Genomic DNA, 2,848 nt, shown 5'->3' on the forward strand with positions numbered 1-2,848 from the left:
CACTCAACTTGGTGGTCAATCTTTTACTCCTGAGTAGCATTTCTTCTAACTCCCGAAAAAATGGGCGAACCGGGAGTCAAATTCCGAGATTTAGCTCATTTGTCCAATCGGTCGAACAATGATTTCATTCACATCCACCTCTGCGGGTTGCTCGATCGCAAAGGCAATCGCACGCGCGATCGCATCTGCTGGAATCACTGCCTCACGAAATTCCTCCACCCATTCCGCTGCTTCAGCATCCGTGATCGTGCTGGCAAGTTCAGTTTTCGTCACTCCAGGCGAAATCACCGTAACTCGGATGTCTGTCGATTCTTGCCGCAGTCCCTCGGAAATCGCCCAAACTGCAAACTTAGTGGCGCAGTATACGGCTGCGGTTGGATAGACGTTGTGCCCGCCGATCGAGGATAAATTGACAAACTGCCCTGATCGTTGCTGCTTAAAGAGAGGTAGCGCAGCAGCAATCCCGTGAAGCACACCGCGAATGTTCACATCAATCATGCGGTTCCATTCATCGATCTTCAACACTTCTAGCCTGGAGAGCGGCATCAAGCCTGCATTGTTCACAACGACATCAAGGCGACCAAATTTATCTTGGGTAAACTCGACAAAGGCTTGCATGTCTTCGAGGTTGGTGACATCAAGGGTACGGTATTCTGCTTCGCCACCTTTAGAACGGATTTCGGCAGCAATTGCTTCCAGTCGATCGGTGCGCCGCGCCCCTAACATAACCCGTAAACCCTGATGAGCCAGGAATCTAGCAGTTGCTTCACCAATACCGCTACTAGCTCCAGTAATCGCAATAACTTTGTTCTCAACAGTTGACATGGTGATTGCTCTTTGTAGGTGATTTGATTAGCAGTTAGACTGCTTTTAGGATGTCTGCCTGTACGACTTGGGCAAGCTGCTCCATATACAACCGCGCCCACGCGATCGTGTTTTCTCTCAGTCCCACAACAACAACGCCTCGCATATCGAGTTTTGTGCCGTTGGTATGGTTGCCTTGCCAGTGCCACTCCGACCAACCCAACTCATCCGCGATCGTATGGGTGATTAATTTTGCCTGGATGTCAGGAACTTGAGAGAAGAGAGCAGTCCAGTTCTTTCGCACCTGTGCTGCACCGATGAGGTTTCGTTCTGGATGAACGGGATGTTCACCCACGAAGTCAAGAGCAAAGCAGTTCACGAATGCATCAATGTCATGAGCATTGATTGCCGCTTCCATCTTGAGCAAAACTGAGGAAGCGTTTTGAATAGGAGTAGTTTTTGTGTTCATGTTGTTATCTTCATTGTGCTTAGAGGTATTACTCGTCCAAGCCTTTGCGCTGCCTTTGGCAACCAAAAAACTTTATTGTACTGACGAGATCACCAACGACCCTTGTGGTGGCTCTGGGAAACGGGTTCGGAGGTAATCTTGTTTAAAAAAGCAGGCAAAAGCTATCTAATTTCGATAGCTTACTAGCACTAACAAACAAGTCAGATATGAATAGAGCTTAGTGACTTGCAGCAACAATGGTTGCCATCAACTCTGTCATTCTCCAGCGTCCGATATATTGGATGTTATTGATAAATAGGGCTGGAGCCGCCGTTATTCCACTCTGCAATCCACTTTCGATATCCTCATTGATGCGATCAATATGCACTTGTTTAGACAACTCTTTGAGAAATTGAGGGATATCAAGCCCTAAATCATTGGCGTACTCTACAAGATAACCATTTTCTAACTTCTGTTGATGGGCAAACAAAGTGTCGTGCATTGACCAAAACTGTCCCTGAGCAGCGGCAGCAACGGCTGCTTGGGCTGCCCGTTGAGCTTGGGGATGAATCTGTGCTTGCGGAAAATGACGGAAGATAAAGCATAAATCATCCTCTCCAAAAGAAGCACTAAGTTCTCCTTTGAGCAATTTAATCAGCTTGTAAACATCCGCACTTTTAGAGCATTGATAGTCTCCATACATCACCAGCACGACCTTAGCACTCAGCACACCTCGCATCCAATCCTGGGTTGAAGGGGTTACAAGTAAGGAACTGTGGCTACGATCATCGTTCATTTTTATACATTTGCATCAAGCATGGAACCTTGCAATTTACTGACTCAATCCATTGATTGCGTAACTGTTTACATAAATTCAATATAGGCGATCGCCTTCAAGCTGTCGTCTATAGCAAGTTAAAATTTTTACAGTATAAATTGATAGAGCAACCATGCCATCGTGGAGTAGAAGGCTGGTTCTAACTCAAGTGAGAATCCCAATTCTATCGAAAGTACATCTTATAAATTAACAATGCCGCGTTTAACGGCAACAATTAGGCATCACCGTGCCAAAACGGGAAAATTGTACGCTAAGGCTAAGATCCCTATCAAATAAGCGTTTCAGCGATACTTATTTTCCTTCACCCGCAAAGGACGCAACTTGTCAAAACTGGTCGCTTGTTTCAAATTCCAAACATAATCGCCAGTAAGATTGATATGCTCCCACCCCAAGGGCGACAAATGTTGTAAGTATTCTTCAGGAATATCCATCCCCTGTTTCTGCAAATAATCAACGGCTTTTTCTAAGTACACCGTATTCCAAAGAACGATCGCAGCAATCACCAAATTCAACCCACTGGCCCGATAAAACTGGTCTTCATAAGAGCGATCGCGAATCTCACCCAACCGATTAAAAAACACCGCCCTTTTCAGAGTATGTTTGGCCTCACCCTTGTTTAGACCAGCCGTCGCCCGTCGCCGCAGTTCTGGACTCTGCAACCAAGAGAGGGTAAATAAAGTTCGCTCAATTCTCCCTAACTCCCGCAAAGCTAAAGCTAAACGATTCTGCCGAGGATAAGAAGCTAATTTCCTCAACAT

Annotated in this window: 5 protein-coding genes; 1 reads left to right on the forward strand and 4 read right to left on the reverse strand. The window is 45.9% G+C overall.

Translation table 11 applies throughout. The features are described 5' to 3' along the window. Nucleotides 1-90: 90 nt before the first annotated feature. A complete protein-coding gene (locus GNF10_RS36205) occupies nucleotides 91-825 on the reverse strand; it encodes an SDR family oxidoreductase (protein WP_185582145.1) in 735 nt (244 codons plus the stop codon). Nucleotides 826-859: 34 nt separating this feature from the next. After that, nucleotides 860-1,273 carry a nuclear transport factor 2 family protein gene (locus GNF10_RS36210; protein WP_185582146.1) on the reverse strand — a complete coding sequence of 138 codons (414 nt, stop codon included), beginning with the start codon at nucleotides 1,271-1,273 and terminating at the stop codon, nucleotides 860-862. Between GNF10_RS36210 and GNF10_RS36215 the strand changes: the two genes are divergently transcribed. Continuing rightward, nucleotides 1,272-1,409, forward strand: a complete 138-nt coding sequence (locus GNF10_RS36215) for a hypothetical protein (RefSeq protein ID WP_185607458.1) — start codon at nucleotides 1,272-1,274, stop codon at nucleotides 1,407-1,409. The two genes, GNF10_RS36210 and GNF10_RS36215, sit on opposite strands and share 2 nt — an antisense overlap. Nucleotides 1,410-1,490: 81 nt before the next feature. Here GNF10_RS36215 and GNF10_RS36220 read toward each other — a convergent pair whose 3' ends face one another. Further along, nucleotides 1,491-2,048 carry a DsbA family protein gene (locus GNF10_RS36220; RefSeq protein WP_185582147.1) on the reverse strand — a complete coding sequence of 186 codons (558 nt, stop codon included), beginning with the start codon at nucleotides 2,046-2,048 and terminating at the stop codon, nucleotides 1,491-1,493. A gap of 323 nt (nucleotides 2,049-2,371) precedes the next feature. Further along, nucleotides 2,372-2,848, reverse strand: a 477-nt coding sequence (locus tag GNF10_RS36225) for a Tn3 family transposase (protein WP_185607459.1), incomplete at its 5' end; no start/stop codon positions are given.

Source organism: Nostoc sp. UCD121 (assembly GCF_014222285.1).
Classification (GTDB): domain Bacteria; phylum Cyanobacteriota; class Cyanobacteriia; order Cyanobacteriales; family Nostocaceae; genus Nostoc.